General features: G+C 58.9%; 12 protein-coding genes and 1 pseudogene. 4 read left to right on the forward strand and 9 right to left on the reverse strand.

Annotated features, from left to right (window positions below):
- The first annotated feature begins 151 nt into the window (after positions 1–151).
- The 3 genes from F8N85_RS05290 to F8N85_RS05300 all read left to right on the forward strand — a co-directional run bounded on the left by F8N85_RS05290 (position 152) and on the right by F8N85_RS05300 (position 2,554).
- A complete protein-coding gene (locus tag F8N85_RS05290; protein ID WP_150802610.1) occupies positions 152–1,135 on the forward strand; it encodes a ribose-phosphate diphosphokinase in 984 nt (327 codons plus the stop codon).
- A 274-nt stretch (positions 1,136–1,409) separates the two neighbouring features.
- Entirely contained in the window at positions 1,410–1,619 is a 210-nt protein-coding gene (locus F8N85_RS05295; protein ID WP_150802611.1) for a hypothetical protein, read from the forward strand.
- Positions 1,620–1,900: 281 nt separating this feature from the next.
- Positions 1,901–2,554: an alanyl-tRNA editing protein gene (locus tag F8N85_RS05300; protein ID WP_150802612.1), complete on the forward strand. Its 654-nt coding sequence runs from the start codon at positions 1,901–1,903 to the stop codon at positions 2,552–2,554.
- A 372-nt stretch (positions 2,555–2,926) separates the two neighbouring features.
- On the opposite strand, the gene phaC is transcribed toward F8N85_RS05300, so the two are convergent.
- On the reverse strand, positions 2,927–4,612 hold the full coding sequence (gene phaC, locus F8N85_RS05305) for a class II poly(R)-hydroxyalkanoic acid synthase (RefSeq protein WP_150802613.1): 1,686 nt from the start codon (positions 4,610–4,612) through the stop codon (positions 2,927–2,929).
- An 81-nt stretch (positions 4,613–4,693) separates the two neighbouring features.
- Positions 4,694–5,611 (reverse strand): alpha/beta fold hydrolase, encoded by a 918-nt coding sequence (locus F8N85_RS05310; protein WP_150802614.1) that lies wholly within the window; start codon positions 5,609–5,611, stop codon positions 4,694–4,696.
- Positions 5,612–6,240: 629 nt separating this feature from the next.
- Here F8N85_RS05310 and F8N85_RS34855 point away from each other — a divergent pair.
- Positions 6,241–6,414: pseudogene (locus F8N85_RS34855) on the forward strand (glyoxylate/hydroxypyruvate reductase A); the annotation flags it as partial.
- 30 nt (positions 6,415–6,444) lie between these two features.
- Here F8N85_RS34855 and F8N85_RS05320 read toward each other — a convergent pair.
- The 7 genes from F8N85_RS05320 to F8N85_RS05355 form a co-directional block, all read right to left on the reverse strand.
- On the reverse strand, positions 6,445–7,734 hold the full coding sequence (locus tag F8N85_RS05320; RefSeq protein WP_150802615.1) for an NTP/NDP exchange transporter: 1,290 nt from the start codon (positions 7,732–7,734) through the stop codon (positions 6,445–6,447).
- A gap of 28 nt (positions 7,735–7,762) precedes the next feature.
- Positions 7,763–8,701: an aldo/keto reductase gene (locus tag F8N85_RS05325; protein ID WP_150802616.1), complete on the reverse strand. Its 939-nt coding sequence runs from the start codon at positions 8,699–8,701 to the stop codon at positions 7,763–7,765.
- Between the two features lie 108 nt (positions 8,702–8,809).
- Positions 8,810–11,182, reverse strand: a complete 2,373-nt coding sequence (locus F8N85_RS05330) for a DUF3772 domain-containing protein (protein ID WP_150802617.1) — start codon at positions 11,180–11,182, stop codon at positions 8,810–8,812.
- Between the two features lie 383 nt (positions 11,183–11,565).
- Complete coding sequence (locus F8N85_RS05335; RefSeq protein ID WP_150802618.1) at positions 11,566–12,114, reverse strand: cupin domain-containing protein; 549 nt, start codon at positions 12,112–12,114, stop codon at positions 11,566–11,568.
- Positions 12,115–12,311: 197 nt separating this feature from the next.
- Positions 12,312–13,595 carry an NAD(P)/FAD-dependent oxidoreductase gene (locus tag F8N85_RS05340; RefSeq protein ID WP_150802619.1) on the reverse strand — a complete coding sequence of 428 codons (1,284 nt, stop codon included), beginning with the start codon at positions 13,593–13,595 and terminating at the stop codon, positions 12,312–12,314.
- 52 nt (positions 13,596–13,647) lie between these two features.
- Positions 13,648–15,138, reverse strand: coding sequence for an aldehyde dehydrogenase (locus tag F8N85_RS05345; protein ID WP_150802620.1), 1,491 nt, complete (start codon positions 15,136–15,138; stop codon positions 13,648–13,650).
- A gap of 218 nt (positions 15,139–15,356) precedes the next feature.
- Positions 15,357–16,733 carry a glutamine synthetase family protein gene (locus F8N85_RS05355; RefSeq protein WP_150802622.1) on the reverse strand — a complete coding sequence of 459 codons (1,377 nt, stop codon included), beginning with the start codon at positions 16,731–16,733 and terminating at the stop codon, positions 15,357–15,359.
- Positions 16,734–16,819 lie beyond the last annotated feature (86 nt).

The following is a 16,819-nucleotide window of genomic DNA, read 5'->3' on the forward strand; positions in this document are numbered from 1 at the left end:
TATGCTTGCCGCCGGGGCTCGACAGATTTGCACAGTCCACCCCTGCATGGCCGCGGTTGTGCCTGGTGTGATACCGATGAACTCAATGACGTTCATGCCGTAAAACTGAAAACCGAGGCGCTCTCCATGACTGCCTCTGAGGAGCCAGAGCATGCTCACCCAACGCCCTCTTCTGTTCGCTCTGCAAGGCAGTGAGCACTACGCGAACCGCGTGGCACAACGGCTTGGCTGTCAACTGGCCCTCCACGAGGAACGTAACTATGAGGATGGCGAACAGAAATGCCGACCGCTGGAGCCGGTCAACGGCCGCGAGGTCGTAGTGTTTCATGCGCTGTATGGAGATGATCGGCAGAGCGCGAACGATAAACTGTGTCGCCTGCTCTTCTTCTGCGGCGCACTCAAGGATGCCGGTGCTCGCCAGGTCCAAGTGGTGACTCCCTACCTCTGCTACGGGCGCAAGGATCGCCGCACCCACCATCAGGATCCAACCATTACTCGTTACCTGGCGGCCATACTCGAAGCGTGTGGCGTGGACCGTCTGGTCGCACTGGAGGTGCACAACTCGGCGGCGTTCGACAACGCCTTTCGCATTCCCACATGGAATTTGCAGTGCGCAGAATTGTTCGCCGAGTATTTCGCCGGGCTGGTCGGGGACACCGAGGTGGTTGCGGTTTCTCCCGACACCGGTGGTGCCAAGCGCGCCGAACACTTTCGTCAGGCCCTGGAGCGGCGACTGGGCCGCCCGGTGGGCGGTGCGCTGATGGAGAAGCACCGGGATCAAGCCACGCTCACCGGTACACTGCTGGTCGGCGAAGTCCTGGGCAAGACGGCTATCATTGTCGACGACCTGATCAGCACCGGTAATACGCTGATGCACGCTGGCCGTGCCTGCCAGAAGGCAGGGGCCATTCGCTTGCTCGCTGCAGCCACCCATGGTTTGTTCACCGGTGGCAGCGATCTGCTGGACAGCCCGCTGTTTGAACGGATCACCATCTGTGACAGCGTGCCGCCGTTTCGCCTGCCACCCGAACAGGTGACGCAGCGCTTGCACGTGCTCGACAGTACGGCCATGGTTGCCACGTTATTGGCTGAAAATGGAGCCTGGGTTTCAGACGACCTGCCGCTGCCCCTCTGAGCCCAGGCTCGACGTTCGCCTTGTCTGGGCGCCCATGAACAACCACATGTCGGACACCATCAGCAGTCTCCTGCGAAATTGATACAGATCAAGCCAATGAACCCGCATTGCAACACGATTGGGTAGCAGCCAATCACCCGATGCGTCATGGCTGCCGGGTACGACCGCAGCTCTTTGTGCCCATACGGGAGCAAGTCTCTCCCGCAATATCCTGACTTGAAGGAACACATGGAAAAGTATTCAACCTTCCAGTTCTGTCAGAAGGAATGCTGCCATGACCATGAACAGCGCCATCAACCTGAGCAATCAGCTCTTCTTTGAAGCAGATCAACTCAGCGCTCAAGCCTATGCGCTCTTGAGCGAGCAACCTGTTACGACTCAGATCTTGCAAAGGTTTTCCGAGATGAAAAAACAGGCTGATGAAATACATCGGCAAGCCAGGCAGGAGTGGTTGCGTACCAAGGATAAGATCCCTAACCGCTAGCCAAGCCTCATGCCGAGCGCCTGGAAGCGTTGCACAAGGCTCAGGGCATGCTGTACATGCGATGGCGTATGGATAGGGTGAACAGCGAAGACTTCGAAAAACTGAAGTTCAAGCTTCTCCAACCTGCAGCTCGGCCACCTGGGCGATCACTCTGTAAAGTGCCCTTATCGCTGGGATCGGGTAGATGACTCTGCCGGACGGTTACATAGCAAGATCGTACAAGCCATCCAAGCCTGGACTGATTACCATCACTTCCCATTCAAAAAAGGAAAATTGAGGCCATGACGCGAAAAATATTTTGGGACGACCCCTATCTAACAACGCTGGACACAATCGTCAGTCAAGTAAGCGGCGAGCAGGTGCAGGTCGAAGCTACAATATTTTTTGCCTTCTCTGGCGGCCAGGAAAGCGACTGCGGTTCACTTGCGCAATACCCGGTTATTAAGGCGCAGAAGCGTGGCTTGGAAATCGTTTACACCTTGCCTTCCAACCATTCACTGAGCGTTGGCGACTGCGTCACCTGGCGCATTGACTGGGAGAGACGGTATCGACTAATGCGTCTGCACTTTGCCGCAGAAATGGTTTTACAAATGGTGTATCAGCTACGCCCAGGCATAGAGCGGATCGGTGCTCACATAGCACAAGATAAGGCACGTATAGATTTCGCGAGTGATGTCAGCCTCGCGCATTTGTTCCCTGAGATTGAATCAGCGGCAGCTGATCTGACAACGCGCGCTGTTCCTATCCTCACCGATTTCAGCGATATCCAGACCCAGCGCAGGTATTGGGAAGTTGATGGTTTCGCCAAGATGGCCTGTGGAGGCACACATCCAAAATCAACTCGCGAGATTGGTAAAGTGAAACTCAAACGCAAAAATACGGGGCGGGGGAAGGAGCGAATTGAGATCATGCTGATGGAAGATTTACATTTTTGAAACTATGCCGGATGAGCGCCCCTGTTAACTTAAAGTAACCAGGCGATGCGCCCAACTCCGCTGACAGAAAAGGTTGATTTTGGTAAGCCGTGATAACGCCCAGACATGCGGACGAAAAACGCGTGGCTGCCAATGCCCGCTCAGGGTCGATTACCGCCCGAGCGACAGACAGCAATCGGTACAGACAGAGTAGAATCGCAGACGCGCTTTGAACGCTCTTGCTTCTATCTGGATGCATTCGATTAGTCAGCGGTCAGGGCACATTCGAGGATGCAGCCGCGGGTTTTTATCCCGCTTTCTTCTGGCCAGCGGAAGGCGACGGCAACTGGCCGGAAAATTCTCGACCAGGCCTTTCAATGTTCAAGTCAGGCTTTAACTCACATGCACGTAGGTGCCGGGTGCAGCCTCCATTGGCGGGTGGTTCTGGTTGCCCAGCGCCAGCCGAGTTTCGGTTTGCTCACCAGAGCGCGCCTGAATCCAGTCCAGCCATTCTGGCCACCAACTGCCATCGTGCTTCTGCGCGTCGAAATACCAGGCACGCGGGTCGGACGGCAGCGTTTCACTCTCCAGATAGCTGGCCTTGGGATTACCGGGCGGGTTGAGGATGCTCTGGATATGCCCGCTGTTGGAAAGCACGAACCGCCGCTCGCCACCGAGCAGTCGGGTGGAGCGATAGACCGCGTCCCAGGGCGTAATGTGGTCATTGATCCCGGCAATGCTGAAGCTGTCGACCGTGACTTTCTGCAGGTTGACCGGCAGGCCGCAGACCTCCAGGCCACCAGGGTGCGTGAGTGGGTTGTGTTGGAAGAAGTCCAGCAGATCTCCATGCAGGGCGGCCGGCAGGCGGGTGTTGTCGTTGTTCCAGTAGAGGATGTCGAAGGCCGGGGGTTGCTTGCCGAGCAGGTAGTTATTGATCCAGTAGTTCCAGACCAGGTCATTGGGGCGCATCCAGGCGAAGATCTTGGCCATGTCGCGCCCATCCAGTACGCCTTGCTGATAGGAGCGGCGCTTGGCGGCTTCCAGGGTTTGCTCATTGACAAACAACATGGCTGAGCTGTCGATCTGGCTGTCCAGCAGGCTGACCAGGTAGGTCGCGCTGGCGACTTTACCCAGTTGTCGTTTGGCTTGCAGGTAGCCTTGTAGCGCGGCGATGCTCAGGCCGCCGGCGCAGGCGCCCATCAGGTGGGCGTCTTTGCTGCCGCTGACGGCACGGGTCACATCGAGGGCTTTTGCGATGGCCTGGACATAATGCGAAAGACCCCAGTCGCGATGGCTGGCGTTCGGGTTGCGCCAGCTGACGATGAACACCTGTAAGCCGTTCTTCAGGGCGTACTGAACGAAGCTCTTCTGCGCGCTGAGGTCGAAGATGTAGTACTTGTTGATCTGCGGCGGCACGATCAGCAGCGGGCGGGCATACTGTTTTTCGCTCATTGGCTGGTACTGGATCAGCTCCAGCAGCTCGTTGCGAAATACCACGGCGCCAGGGGTGGTGGCGATATTGCGGCCGACCTCGAAAGCGCGTTTGCTGACCTGGCTGGGCAGGCCGCCATTGTGCCGCAGGTCGTCGAGCAGATGACCAAGCCCCTTGAGCAGGCTGGCGCCGCCGGTGTTGAACAGTTCCTTGACCGCCAGCGGGTTGAGCGGGCTGTTGGACGGCGACAGCGCATCGCCGAGCTGGGCCAAAATGAAGCGCGCGCGGGCTTGATCGTCGGCCGCCAAATGGCTCTCGTCGATCCAGGCACTCAGTTGCTTCTGGCAGGCCAGCCAGGCCTGCAACCTGCGGCGGTAGAAGGGGTTGAGACGCCAGGACGGGTCCTGGAAGCGCGCATCCTCAGCGAGGGGTTGGTGCGATGTATTGCCGAGCAGCACGCGGCCTAGTTGACTGCCGAGGGCTAGCGCATGGCGGGCGCTGTTGATCGGCTGTTTCACACCCTGCAGCGCCAGGGTACGCAGCGTGGGAAACAGATTGCGGCCACGCAGGCTGAGTGTTGCGCCTGGTTTTGTCTTCACAAAGGACGCAGGTACGGGCAAGACGCCCGCCTCTGGTTTCTTTCGCATGGACCAAACTCCATCGTCGTATTGTCATAAAGCCAAACAGAAAAGACCTGTACCAACGAATCAATCCAGAGCCAAGCGTCTCTAGCGGTGCATGTGACTAAAGATACGGTCACTGGTTGCGTAATGGTGCCGGCTGCCCAGCGGCGGCGTGCATCTCGGCGTGACCGGACTGGAGGCCGGCTGCAGAAAGCCGAGTAAGGCCTGCCGGGTTTCCTGCCAGGCCGCCTTGTGCTCCATATCAAGGAAGTGCCCGGTGTTCTTGATGGTGCTGAACTGGCACTGACGGACATGGCCGGCGAAAAGACGGGCGTCTTGCGCCGAGGTGTACTCGTCCCATTCGCCGTTGACGAACAGTAGCGGGATCTCGATGGCATCGGCGCAGTCGACGTAGCACCCGGTGTCCTGGGTCAGCACCTCGTTGATGTGGAAATGCATCTGCCTGTATTCGTGCTCGGCCAGGCTGCTGATGTGGCGATGGTTGAAGCGCTTGAACAGCGACGGCAGGTGTTTGCCAATGGTGTTATTGACCAGGCGCCCCACGTTGAAGCGGTCGCAGGCGTGGAGCAGACTCAGGCCGCTCTCCAGGTAGTCGCGCATCGGATTATTGATCCGCGCGGCGAATGAACTGATCACCGCCTTCTCGATGCGTCGCGGCCGCTGAGCAAGGGCCAGCAAGGTAGCCGCCCCGCCCCATGAAAATGACAGTACATGGTCGACACGAAAGTGTTCGATCAACTCCAGCAGTATCTGCGCTTCGTCCTCCTTGCGGATCGGCTGGTCGTAACGGTTGTGCGGTCGCGACTGGCCGGCGTAGGGCTGGTCGTAGAGCACCACATTGAACCGCGGCTGCAGGTAACGCACCGTTTGGGCGAAGGATGCGGTGGTTGCCAGTGAGCCATTGACCAGAATGATGGTCTTGTCAGCGGCGTTGTTTGGATAGCGTTCGGTGTAAACCCTGTACTTGTTGAAAATCTCGACGATAGCAGTCTCTGGCTTCATGTCGTTATCCTTCCGGCACAAGTCTGGTTCGCAGAACAGCGTGAGCGGCTGTTCGCAGAACCATTTCGTAAATTGCAGAACGCCCGGCCCCCAATTTGAGCACAGACAAATAAATCAATAAGTTGTTTTATTTCAAATAGTTACAAATAGCGATCTGGTGATTTTCGTGCGCCAAAGCAGAGAATTCCCCATTGAACACGGCAGCACAGCAGCGCGAGGACTCTCAGATGTTCGCCGTGACTGCTAAGTCACTAATCGACCTGAGGCTCAGATTTAAGCAGGCGGGCTCTCACATGCAAGAAAAAAATGAGCTATTCCGACGAACCGTGAGCTATCCCATCCGCCGCGACCCTATCACTGGCCGTATGCGGTCAATCGGATGCTGATGGCTGTTCATGAACGACAAAAAAGCAAATGCCCTTCCTCGGAGCAGGCATTGAAATCATGTGGCGTCACCGTTTTGGAGAACGTCGATGAGCAAGCACCCAATCCCCTTTGTCATGGCTGCCATTGTCATGGCGGTCAGCGGATCGTCCTGCCATGACTATGGGAAAAGTGACAGCATTGGAAGCTGGCGACAATAGCCGCACGGGTTACCCGCTTGTGCCTCGGCAGTAACTTGAACCTCAGATGCGGCCGCGGCCGAGCATCCATTCCGGCAACACACGCGTATCTGGCTGACGCCACACATTGTTGCAATGACCCAGCCCGAAACCGCCTTCGAGGTCTTGCTGGCCAATATCCGGCGGCATCAGCGTGGTGAACCGATGATTGGCACTATCAAACGCAGCGATGGCTACTGAGGTCGGTGTGTACACCTTGTTTAGTCCGGCCTACGGTGCCGGATCGCTTCGCTCCAATTCACGCCGCCTGCGCCCAAGCCAGCCGCCCGACGCGGCCCACAGCAAGGCGATGGCCGCGCCGATGAACATCGCCAGTTGCGGATGCTCGGCCAGTACATCCAGCCCGCGCTTGACCCAGCCGGCGACGGCATCGCCGCCGCGATAGACCACGGTGTCGATGAAGTTCTTGGCTTTGTATTTTTGCTCTGGCATCAGCACGGTGTAGAGCATCTCTCTGCCTGGGCGTACCAGCGCGTACTCACCGGCCCGGCGGATGACCATGACCACCACGAACACCGCAAACACCGGCGCCAGTGCCAGCCATAGGAAACCAGCGGCGATGACCAGCGGCACGACTACCAGCAACACTCCTACACCGAGCTTCTGCGCGATGCGTCCGGTGAGGAAGATTTGCGTCAGGATCGCCAGGGTTTGTACCACCGCATCGATCAGGCCGAACACCTGGGTCTGACGGGTGCGATCAGTGAAGGTCTGCGCCACCAGCCGCGCCTGCTCGAAATACAGGAAGGTGCTGACACTGGCCAGCAGTACCACGAACACAGCGATGCCCAGCAGGTAAGGTGAGCGCAGCACCGCGGTGGCACCGGCGAACGGATTGCCGCCCAGTGGCCTGGACCGAGGGTGTTCGACTTCCGCCGGCAGTGGATGGCGATCACGCCAGCGCTGCAGGTACAACGCCGCGCCGATGCTGCCAAGCAGAAACAGTACCGCCAGCAGCACCAGGCCTGAGTGGCCAATGATCCCGACCAGCACTGCGCCCAGAATCGGCCCGATCAGCCCGCCCAGGCTGGCGCCACCGGCCATCAGGCCGAACAGGCGTTTGGCTTGCTCGTTGGAGAACAGGTCAGCCAGTACGCTCCAGGCCAAGGAAATGGCCAGCAGGTTGAACACTGACAGCCAGATATAAAACGCCCGCGCGGCCCAGAGATTGTCCGGCTGCACGGCAAAGATCGCCGCGAACAGCAACAGGTTGCTTGCCAGAAAACCATAGGTCCAGGGCAGGATGCGCCGACGCTCGACCCTTGAGGCCAGCCATCCGAACAACGGCAGCGCCACCAGGGTGACAATGAACGTGCCGGTGAACAGCCACTGCAGGTTCTCCACGCCACCGGCCACCCCCATGGTCTCGCGCACAGGACGCAGCATGAAGTAACCGGCGAACAGCAGGAAGAACAAGGCCAGCCCGCCGCACACCGCGACACCCTCCTCCTCGCGGACGTTGGTGCCCCTGCCCAGCAGGCCGCTCAGGCGGTTGCGCATTGCCGGCTCAGCCATGAGTCCCCGGCGCTCAGGCGAATTGCTGGATCAGGCTTTGCTGTTGCCCGGCGCTGAGCAACGGGCCGGTTCCAGCCTTGAGCTGATCGAGCTGACGTTCGGGCCGGCTGGTGGCGGGGATCACCGTGGTCACGGCCGGATGGCTGATGGCAAACTTGAGGAACAGCTGCGCCCAACTGCCGATCCCCATCTCCGCTGCCCAGCCCGGCAATGCCAGGTCCTTGACCCTGGCGAACAATCGGCCGTCGTCGAAAGCCCGGTTGATCAGCACCGCCACGCCCTTGTCCCGGGCCAGCGGCAACACGGTTTTGGCGGCATTGGGCGAGTTGACCGAATAGTGGATCTGGATGAAGTCGAGCTTTTCAGTGCGTAGTATCCGCTCCAACTCTGCCAGGCCGCTGTCGGTGTAGTGAGTCACGCCGATGTAGCGGGTCTTGCCCTGGGCCTTGAGTTCGCGGGCATAGGTCAATTGCTCTTGCCAGTCGCGCAGGTTGTGGATCTGCAGCAGATCGACTTTCTCGGTCCGCAATTTTTGCAACGAACCTGCCCACTGCTCTTCGGCGGCGGCGCGGCTGTTGGCGGCGATCTTGGTCGCCAGGAAGGTCTTCTGGCGCCAGCCCCCCTCCTCCAGCAATTGACCGAGCACCGCGTCGGCGCCACCGTAGTTGGGCGAGGTATCGATGACCCGGGCGCCGTGCTGGAAGAACACCTGCAGCACCTGTTTGAGCTGCTGGTACTGCACCGACCCCGCCTCGACCTCGAAACTTCCAGAGGTGCCCGCGCCGATCACCGGCAGCGCTTCACCGGTGGAGGGAATCTTGCGAGTCAGCAAAGGCGTTGAAGCCGGTGACTGCCCGTTCGAGGTGCTTTGTGCGAAGGCGCCGGTATGAACGGCGAGTAAACCGAGGCCCGCGGTGGCGGTGGTTGCCAGGAAGTGGCGACGTGTATACATGCTTGATCTCCTTCCAGCAGGTCGAGTCCGTCAAGCTTAGGTGCGCAGCACAAGTGCTGTTTAATGAATGTCCGGAAGGTCCGGGCTGCCTTCGAACGCTCCTGGCGATCAGGGTTTGGGACTGGCCAATGGAATCCCGGCAGCGCTCAACTGCTTGAGAATCTCAAACAGCAGCTCGCTCTTGGTATTGCTGACGATTCTGGGGCTGCTGACATAACCGGTGATGCTCAGGATGATGCCAGCCGGCGTCAGCTGGCTGAATCTGACAGTAGGCGCGGGCTTTTCGAGAATGCTTTCGTGTTCGGTATAGACAGCCAGCAGCAGGTCCCGGACGTGTTCCGGATCGATATCGAAGGGAAAGGTCAGTTCCAGTGTCGCCACCCCTTGCGCACTGCCGCCCATGGTCACGTTGCGCAGGTTCTGTGAAATCAGTTGGGAGTTGGGGACGATCACGATCGAGCGATCACTGAGTTGTATTTCCGTGGCCCTGACGTTGATCCGCCGGATATCGCCTTCGACCCCGCTGATACTCACCAGGTCGCCCACTTTCACCGGGCGCTCGGTAAGCAGGATGATCCCGGAGACGAAATTCTTGACGATCTCCTGCAGGCCAAAACCGATCCCCACCGACAAGGCGCTGACGATCCAGGCGAGACTGTTCCACTTGATGCCGAGTGTCGACAAGCTCAGCAGGATGACCACCGCATAACCGACGTTGCTGAACAAGGTACTCAGGGAGGCTGACATGCCCGGGTCCATATCGGTTTTAGGCAAGAACTCCCGGTCCAGCCACCGGCTCAAGGTTCGAATCAGATACACCCCTAATGCCAGGGCCAGGGCGGCGTTCAACAGGTGCGCCGGAATAATGTTCAGTTGGCGCAGCCCGCCGCCACCGAGCACCGCGACGGTATTGTTAGCCAGTTGTCCAAGGGTGCTGCCGACTCCGCCGACGATCAGCACAATGACCGCGAGCAACAACAGCAGTGCCCTGCCCGCCCCCGACAAAACGATCTCTGTCTGCTCCAGGCGTACGTCGCCAATGCCCAATAGCTGCTTGATTGCTTTACCACTTGAGCTGCGGGGAGAAAAAGTATTTTCACAGGTGTCTTTGTGCAATTGGGTCAGCAGATAGAAACTGGCTACAACGATATAGATCCATACCAGCTCATACGTCAGGAACCTGGCCAGAGAGGTATAGCCAATCAACAAGGAGAACAGTGACAGAGCAACGACGATATAGGCGCCGGCAAAGAGCAGGCCAGCAAAGGTGCTACGTGCTTCAGGCGCTTCACCTGCCGCGGCCATCGCTTTGCGAACGTGACCGGTACGCACCAGCAACACTGCGATCACCAACGCGACGACCAGTGCTACCACGCCACGTCCGAAACTAATGACCTGTGTACTCATGCCCGCCACGTTGGCCATCTGCGTCAGAGCAACCATCACCAGCATCACACCGGCCAATATCCGTGGAAACGGCTTCATGGCCAAGGCTACCGGGTCGGAAATGTCTGGCAAGCGCCAGGAGGGATGTTTCGTCGATAACAAGGCGCGACCCAGGCCAGTAATCATGGCGCAGGTGTAGACCAGCTTCTCCAGCTCGTCAGCGTAGTTCTGCAGGGTCGGCGTCGGCTGAGATTCGCGGGTAAGGGCAAAGTAGACCAGTTGATACGCACAGCCTGTGGTCAGTACCGTGGCCAGGGTCGTGGTGATTGCCAGTGAACTGCGCCGTAGCCGTCCTTCGGGCAAGCGGTGAATGCAGAACCAGGTCAGCCCGCGCTCGACCAACCTGCGTCCCAGGCTCCATACCGCCAGGGCCGAGAGTAGCAGCAGCGCGGACCAGGTTCGTTGTCCCGGTTGCCACATGGCTTTAACCGCCGGGGCTGTCTGTTCGATGAAAATCTTGAAGCGCTGTTTATCCTCGGCATTTGGATCAAATATAGGCGACCAGAACTGGATGCCGAGAATGCTACCGGTGCGCAACACCAGTTCGGTTTCCAGCTGGCTGCGGCGGATTCCGGCGATCTGCAGAGTAAGATTGGCCGCGTTCTGCTTGATGCCTTCCAGCAGCTTCAAGTCGTTGTCCAACCGGGTTTTTTGACTACTGAGGTAGGCCCGCTGTTGCACGATATCAGGCTTTTCGATCGTCGCGCTGTCGGTGGGTGGCGGGCCTAATACGCCCAGTTGGGCTTGCAGCTGTGCCTGTTCAGGAAGCAGCGAGACTGTCAGCTTGTTGGCATCGCTGATCAGTTGCTGCACCAGGTCCTGAAGCCCGACCAACTGGTTGTAATTGGTGGTGACGGCGACTTGCTGTTTGAGTGTGTCCAGTCGTACCTGGAGTTTTTGCAGCTCGGTAGTTGTAGTGGTTTGCTCATCGGGTACTGGGACCGGCGGCGTGTCAGCCGCAGGGAGTGGCGCCGATGTCAGGCAAAGCAGCAGGATGAAGACGGCGCGAACTATTGGTTTCAATGAACTGCACATAGGAGGGCCAGCCCTTTGTTTTACTCGCCTTGTCCCTGGGCCACTGGATGAACCGGTCTAACGAATAGACAACAAGCCTCGAGTGGTGACGAGGCGAATCAGGGGCCACCTCGTTAAACGCAATGGGATGAGTCTAGGCGACGATCGCGAAAAATGTGGGAACGGCGCTGCGGCGATCCGACTTGCCCGCGATACAGGCCTGACAGCCGGCCTGTTTGTGTGGGTTACGCATTCCCCTGTAGGAGCTGCCGCAGGCTGCGATCTTTTGATCTTCGCTGACATCTCTGGGGTTGCCCTGTCCCTGGAAAAGATCGCAGGCTCCGCCAGCTCCTACGCCGACCGCGTGCACGTGCCATTTCGTGTGTGTCTGCAATCGCCCAATATCAGAAGTTCGCCGGCGTATTCGCGCTGATAATCTCGGCCTCATCCTGCCCGATATTACGAAAGCGGTGAGGCAAGGTCGTCGGGAAGTAGTAGCCATCACCGGCATTGAGAATGCTGACCTGCCCATCAATCGTCAGTTCGACAGTGCCACGGGTCACCAGCCCGCACTCCTCGCCTTCGGCATGGACAATGGGGTCCTCGCCGGAGCTCGCCCCGGGTGCGTACTGCTCACGCAGAAAGCGCATCTGCCGGCTTGGCACGACCGCGCCTACCAGCAGCAGGCGCACGCCATGACGGCCCAGGTCAGGCTGTTCATTGGCACGGAAGACGTAACGGCCCTCTCGAGGGGGCTGGTCGAAGGTGAAGAAATCCGCCAACGACATGGGAATGCTCTCGAGCAATTTCTTCAGCGAACTGACTGATGGACTTACGCGATTCTGCTCGATCAGCGAGATTGTGGCATTGGTAACGCCGCTACGCCTGGCCAGCTCGCGCTGAGAAAGCTTATAGCTTTCGCGCACTAATTTGAGTCGTGTGCCCGTGTCCATGACAGCCTTATGCGAAAAATACTCAAGGGTATTGGGGAGAGTGGACGATTGCCTGGAACGATCGCCGCGGCCCTGCCCCGGATACGTGGGAAGCCAAGTATTAAATCACGTTTGTTCGCGCAGCTCAGCAGGTTAGATAACTGACCGACAAAAAGGCCGGCGCCAGTGCCCGGCCGGCCGCCGCCGGTAACCCCCGGCTAGACGCCGAAACGGTCGCGCAGCGAGTAATAAGCGGCGCCCATGGCAGTCAACGGAGCCTGGAAGGTCCTGCCGCCGATCATCGGCATATGCGGTAGCGAGGCAAAGGCATCAAAGCGCTCGGCATCACCGCGGATCATTTCCGAGATCAGCTTGCCCGCCAGGTGCGAACAGGTCACGCCATGCCCGCTGTAGCCCTGCATGTAGTAAGCATTCTTTTCAATGCGCCCGAATTGCGGCATGCGCGACATGGTCAGCAGGAAGTTGCCGGTCCAGCGGTAATCGACCTTCACGCCTTTGAGCTGCGGGAACGTCTTGAGGATCTTCGGCAGGATCAGCTGTTCGATGTCATCCGGCTCGCGGGCACCATAGACCACACCGCCGCCATACAGCAGGCGATTGTCGGCGGTGAGCCGGAAGTAATCGAGCAGGTAGTTACAGTCTTCGACGCAGTAGTTGTTGGCGATCAGGCTCTTGGCCACTTTCGCTGACAACGGCTCGGTCACGACGATTTGCGAGCCGCAGGGCATGCTCTTGCGGGTCACCCGGGGGTCCAGATCCTGGTTCAGGTAGGCGTTGCCGGCAATCAGCAAGTACTTGGCCTTCACCACGCCTTTGGCGGTCCTGACAACAATCGGCTCACCGTAGCTGATGTTGACCGCCGCCGACTGCTCGAAGATTTTCCCGCCCAGGGCAATGATCGCGGCCGCCTCGCCCAGTGCCAGGTTCAACGGATGCACGTGCCCGCCCTGCATGTCCAGCAGGCCGCCGACGTAGTTGTCCGAACCGACTTCCCGGGCAATGTCGGCGCTATCGAGCATTCGCAGTTGCTGGTTGCCGTAACGCTCCCAGGCGCCTTTCTGTTCTTCGAGACCCTTGAGTTGCTTCTTGTTGAGCGCCGCGAAAATGCCGCCGGGACGGTAGTCGCACTTGATGTCGTAGTGCTTGATGCGCTGGCGAATAATGTCCGCGCCCTCGAAGATCATGCTCCCGAGGATTTGCGCGGTCTTGTCGCCATAGCGCTGTTCGATGACATCGACGTCGCGGCTATAGGAATTGACCAGTTGCCCGCCGTTGCGTCCGCTGGCGCCGAAGCCGACTTTGGCGGATTCCAGTACGGTCACGCTGTAGCCCGCTTCAGCGAGGAACAGCGCCGATGACAAGCCGGTGTAGCCCGCGCCGATCACACAGACATCGCATTCCACCAGTTCTTCAAGAACCGGGAAGTCGCCCGTCTGGTTGCGGGTCGCGGCGTAGTAGCTGTTTACATGAGTTTGCATCATAAAATTCCCCGGTGACCGCAGGCAGACGCCCGCGACCACCGTTGTAAAAGTATTAGAGCTTGATCCAGGTCGCTTTGAGTTCGGTGTATTTATCGAACGCGTGCAGTGACTTGTCCCGGCCGTTACCCGACTGCTTGAACCCGCCGAACGGCGCGGTCATGTCACCACCGTCGTACTGATTGACCCAGACACTGCCGGCGCGCAGGCCACGGGCAAAGGTGTGGGCCTTGCTCAGGTTGCTGGTCCAGACCCCGGCTGCCAGGCCGAAGATGCTGTCGTTGGCGATCTGCAAGGCTTCTTCGGCGGTATCGAAGGTGATCAGCGACAGCACCGGACCGAAGATCTCCTCCCGGGCAATCGTCATGGCATTGGTCACGCCGTCGAAAATCGCCGGTTCGACGTACAGGCCACCGGTGTCCTCAAGGGTGCGCTTGCCACCGGCGATCAGTTCAGCACCCTGCTCCTTGCCGATTTCGATGTAGCGCAGCACTGACTCCAGTTGCCGCTGATCGACGACCGCGCCAACGGTGGTGGCCGGGTCAAGGGCATGCCCGGGTTTCCAGGCCTGCAGCGCTTCCACCAGCATCGGAATGAACTGCTCGCGGATCGAACGCTCCACCAGCAGGCGCGAGCCGGCGGTGCAGACTTCGCCCTGATTGAAGGCAATGGCACTGGCCGCCGCCTGTGCCGCAGCGCGCAGGTCAGGCGCATCGGCAAACACCACGTTGGGACTTTTGCCGCCCGCCTCCAGCCAGACTCGTTTCATGTTGCTCTGCCCGGCATAGATCAGCAGTTGCTTGGCCACCGCGGTCGAGCCGGTAAAGGCCAGGACGTCGACATCCATATGCAACGCCAGCGCCTTGCCGACGGTGTGACCAAAGCCCGGCAGAACGTTGAACACCCCTTTCGGGATACCCGCGTCCAGCGCCAACTGAGCGATGCGGATCGCTGTCAGCGGCGACTTTTCCGAAGGCTTGAGGATGAATGAATTACCCGCCGCCAGGGCCGGGGCGAACTTCCAGCTGGCCATGATCAACGGGAAATTCCACGGCACGATGGCCGCCACCACGCCAGACGGCTCGCGAGTGATGAGCCCCAACTGATCATGGGGCGTCGCCGCGACCTCGTCGTAAATCTTGTCGATCGCCTCGGCGCTCCAGCGAATCGCGTTGGCGGTTGCCGGGATGTCGATGCCCATGGAGTCGCTGATCGGCTTGCCCATGTCGAGGGTTTCCAGCAGCGCCAGTTCATCCTGGTGCTGCAGAATCAGGTCGGCGAAGCGAATCAGGATGCGCTTGCGTTCTGCGGGTGCCAACCGCGCCCAGATACCGGATTCGAATGTGCGGCGCGCGACGGCGACCGCCGCATTGGCGTCGGCTTCGTCGGTGCTGGCGACGTTGGCCAGGAAACGACCGTCGACCGGACTCATGCATTCAAAGGTGTCGCCGCTGAGTGCCGAGCAGTATTGGCCGTCAATGAATGCCCGACCTTCTATTGATAAGGACTGAAAGCGTTGCTCCCAGTCGCTGCGAGTGTTTGCCATGGTTGTGACTCAACGCAGAGGAATAAGTAGTCATCGGACGTGTAGGAGCTGCCGAAGGCTGCGATCTTTTGACCTTGGTTTTTGACGTCCATGAAGCCCCCGAAGATCAAGATCAAAAGATCGCAGCCTGCGGCAGCTCCTACAGGGTTATTCACCCGCCATCAAAGATGTGTCGATACCTACACAGGTTCCGCATCCCCAATGACGGGTATTGGTCGTCAGACGGTATGCAAGTACCAGTTGTACTCAAGGTCCGAGATGGAGTTTTCAAACTCGGCGAGTTCGCTTTCCTTGCACGCCACAAACACATCGATGTACAGCGGGTCGATGTAGCGCGCCATGACTTCGCTGTCGTCCAGCTCGCGCAAGGCATCGCGCAGGTTGTTCGGCAGGCTCTGCTCGTTCTGTTCGTAGCTGTTGCCTTCCACCGGCGCGCCGGGCTCGATTTCGTTGGTCAGGCCGTGGTGAATACCGGCCAGTACCGACGCCATCAACAGGTACGGGTTGGCATCGGCGCCGGCAACGCGGTGTTCGATGCGCACGGAGTCCGGCGAACCGGTTGGCACCCGGACCGCGACGGTACGGTTGTCGATGCCCCAGCTCGGCGAGTTCGGCACGTAGAACTGTGCGCCGAAACGCCGGTACGAGTTGACGTTCGGGCAGAGGAAAGCCATCTGCGCCGGCAGGGTCTCAAGCACACCGCCGATGGCATGACGCAGTGCGGCGTTCTGCTCGGGATCCTCACTGGCAAAGATGTTGTTGCCTTCTTTATCGAGGATCGAGATGTGCACGTGCAGACCATTGCCCGCCTGTCCCGGATACGGCTTGGCCATGAAAGTGGTATCCATTTCATGGTCATAGGCGATGTTCTTCACCAAACGCTTGAGCAATACCGCGTAGTCGCAGGCCTTTATCGGGTCGGAGACGTGATGCAGGTTGACTTCGAACTGCGCCGGGGCGCTTTCCTTGACGATGGCGTCCGCAGGGATGCCCTGCTCTTTCGCGCCTTCGAGGATGTCTTGCAGGCAATCGACGTATTCGTCCAGGTCATCGATCAAATACACCTGGGTCGACATCGGACGTTTGCCGGAGACCGGCGAGCGTGGCGATTGCGGACGACCGTTCACGTTGTCCTGGTCGATCAGATAGAACTCGAGTTCAAACGCCGCGCAAATGGTCAGGCCCATTGCATCGAACTTGCTTACCACCTGACGCAGCACTTCGCGAGGGTCCGCGAAGAACGGCTGGCCTTCGAGTTCATGCATGGTCATCAACAGTTGCGCGGTTGGGCGCTTCTGCCAGGGTTCGATGCTCAACGTATTGGGGATGGGGAAGCAGATTCGATCCGAGTCGCCGATGTCCAGACCCAGGCCGGTGCTTTCCACCGTAGAACCATTGATGTCCAGAGCAAACAGTGACGCCGGGAGGTTGATGCCTTTTTCGTAAACCTTATGAAGACTGGTGCGCTCGATGCGCTTGCCGCGCACCACACCGTTCATATCCGCAATCAGAAGGTCGACGTACAAAACCTCAGGATATTTCTTAAGGAATGCGTTTGCTTCGTTGAGTTGAACGGCACGCAGAGGGACCGACATGATGCACCTATTAGCTGTTAATTATTATGTTCACTACCCTTTCACGAGCCCAGTCAATCCGAAAGGCAAAGTGAAGTCAATAGCGA

Origin of the sequence: Pseudomonas fluorescens, from assembly GCF_902497875.1 — a bacterium.
GTDB lineage: Bacteria > Pseudomonadota > Gammaproteobacteria > Pseudomonadales > Pseudomonadaceae > Aquipseudomonas > Aquipseudomonas fluorescens_BR.